This window comes from Pseudomonas sp. NPDC087615, assembly GCF_044743445.1.
GTDB classification, from domain to species: Bacteria; Pseudomonadota; Gammaproteobacteria; order Pseudomonadales; family Pseudomonadaceae; genus Aquipseudomonas; species Aquipseudomonas baetica_A.
Map to the genome: position 1 here is coordinate 2,283 of NZ_JBIUWM010000112.1, position 1,956 is coordinate 4,238.

4 protein-coding genes and 1 tRNA gene are annotated in these 1,956 nt (G+C 53.1%); all 5 read right to left on the reverse strand.

The window, feature by feature from the left end; genetic code table 11:
- A partial coding sequence (gene rplK, locus ACIOU6_RS27515; protein ID WP_401139867.1) for a 50S ribosomal protein L11 occupies positions 1 to 289 on the reverse strand: 289 nt, incomplete at its 3' end.
- 117 nt (positions 290 to 406) lie between these two features.
- Complete coding sequence (gene nusG, locus ACIOU6_RS27520) at positions 407 to 940, reverse strand: transcription termination/antitermination protein NusG (RefSeq protein WP_007916492.1); 534 nt, start codon at positions 938 to 940, stop codon at positions 407 to 409.
- Positions 941 to 949: 9 nt separating this feature from the next.
- On the reverse strand, positions 950 to 1,318 hold the full coding sequence (gene secE, locus ACIOU6_RS27525; RefSeq protein WP_401139870.1) for a preprotein translocase subunit SecE: 369 nt from the start codon (positions 1,316 to 1,318) through the stop codon (positions 950 to 952).
- 45 nt (positions 1,319 to 1,363) lie between these two features.
- Positions 1,364 to 1,439: transfer RNA gene (locus ACIOU6_RS27530), tRNA-Trp, on the reverse strand.
- A 53-nt stretch (positions 1,440 to 1,492) separates the two neighbouring features.
- Positions 1,493 to 1,956, reverse strand: a 464-nt coding sequence (locus ACIOU6_RS27535; RefSeq protein WP_401139872.1) for an EF-Tu/IF-2/RF-3 family GTPase, incomplete at its 5' end; no start/stop codon positions are given.

A 1,956-nucleotide genomic window follows, 5' to 3' on the forward strand; every position in this document is an offset into this window, starting at 1 on the left:
TAACGGTGTTCGGACGAGCGGAACCGCTGGTCAGACCGGCCGCCTTCTTCAGCAAAACCGAAGCAGGGGTGGATTTGGTTTCGAAAGTGAAGCTACGGTCGCTGTAAACAGTGATGATCACTGGAGTTGGCAGACCTGCTTCAAGACCCTGAGTACGGGCGTTGAAAGCCTTGCAGAACTCCATGATGTTCACGCCGTGCTGACCCAGAGCAGGACCAACAGGTGGACTTGGGTTAGCCTGAGCGGCCTTCACTTGTAGCTTGATGTAAGCGGTAATCTTCTTGGCCATGAGGCACTCCAATTACGGGTTCAAACGCCTCGAAAGGCTCCCCGGTTACTTGCGCGTTTATCCCAGTGACGACAAAACCCCACAGCCTAGGGCTGCGGGGTTGGGATGCTTGCCCAGCTAGACCTTTTCGACCTGACTGAACTCCAACTCTACCGGAGTAGAGCGACCGAAAATGAGCACCGCCACTTGGATCCGGCTCTTTTCGTAGTTAACTTCTTCAACAACACCATTGAAGTCAGCAAATGGCCCGTCATTGACTCGTACTGTCTCACCTGGCTCGAAGAGAGTCTTCGGCTTAGGCTTGTCGCTACCATCAGCAACACGACGCAGAATTGCTTCCGCCTCTTTATCAGTAATCGGCGCAGGCTTATCAGCAGTACCGCCGATGAAACCCATCACCCGAGGAGTATCCTTGACCAAGTGCCAAGTACCCTCGTTCATGTCCATCTGCACCAGCACATAGCCCGGAAAGAATTTACGCTCGCTTTTGCGCTTCTGGCCATTACGCATTTCAACCACTTCTTCAGTGGGAACCAGAATTTCGCCGAAGCCATCTTCCATGCCAGCCAGCTTTACTCGCTCAACGAGCGAGCGCATTACATGCTTCTCGTAACCCGAATAAGCATGCACAACGTACCAACGCTTAGCCACGGGACACCCTTAGCCGACAATCAAGGAAACAAGCCAACCGAGCAGGGAATCAAGCCCCCACAACAGCAACGCCATAACCAGAACAACAGCCACCACAATCAGGGTGGTCTGCGTGGTTTCTTGGCGAGTTGGCCACACGACTTTACGAATCTCGGTACGAGCTTCCTTAACCAGCACAAAGAAAAACTTGCCCTTCGCCGTCTGCAGGCCTACAAAGGCAGCTACAGCAGCAATGACAAGCAAAGCCAGTACACGGTACAGGATCGGCGAAGCAGCGTAATACTGATTGCCAACAACGCCTACAACCACCAAAGCGACTACTACAAGCCACTTGAGCAGATCGAAGCGAGAGCTTTGTGCTTCAGCCTTAGGAGTCATCTATGAAGATCCTGTGAAAAGAAAGCCAGACACACCGAGTGAATCTGGCAGGTCAGGAGGGAATCGAACCCCCAACCTACGGTTTTGGAGACCGTCGCTCTGCCAATTGAGCTACTGACCTAAAACAAAATCAGGCCGACCATTATGCCGGCCTGAAAAATACATTACAACCGATTATTCGATGATCTTTGCTACGACGCCAGCGCCTACGGTACGACCGCCTTCACGGATAGCAAAGCGCAGACCGTCTTCCATAGCGATGGTTTTGATCAAGGTGACAACCATTTTGATGTTGTCGCCTGGCATTACCATTTCTACGCCTTCCGGCAGCTCGCAGTTACCAGTTACGTCGGTAGTGCGGAAGTAGAACTGTGGACGGTAGCCTTTGAAGAACGGAGTGTGACGACCGCCTTCTTCCTTGCTCAGCACGTACACCTCAGCTTCGAACTTGGTGTGCGGCTTAACCGAACCCGGCTTAACCAGAACCTGCCCACGCTCAACGTCGTCGCGTTTGGTACCGCGCAGCAGAACGCCGCAGTTCTCGCCAGCACGACCTTCGTCGAGCAGCTTACGGAACATTTCAACACCGGTGCAGGTGGTGACGGTAGTGTCACGCTGACCAACGATTTCCAGTGGAT

Excerpts from the sequence above, each read along its gene's own strand:
- secE (WP_401139870.1), bottom strand. The coding sequence starts at position 1,318 with ATGACTCCTAAGGCTGAAGCACAAAGCTCTCGCTTCGATCTGCTCAAG.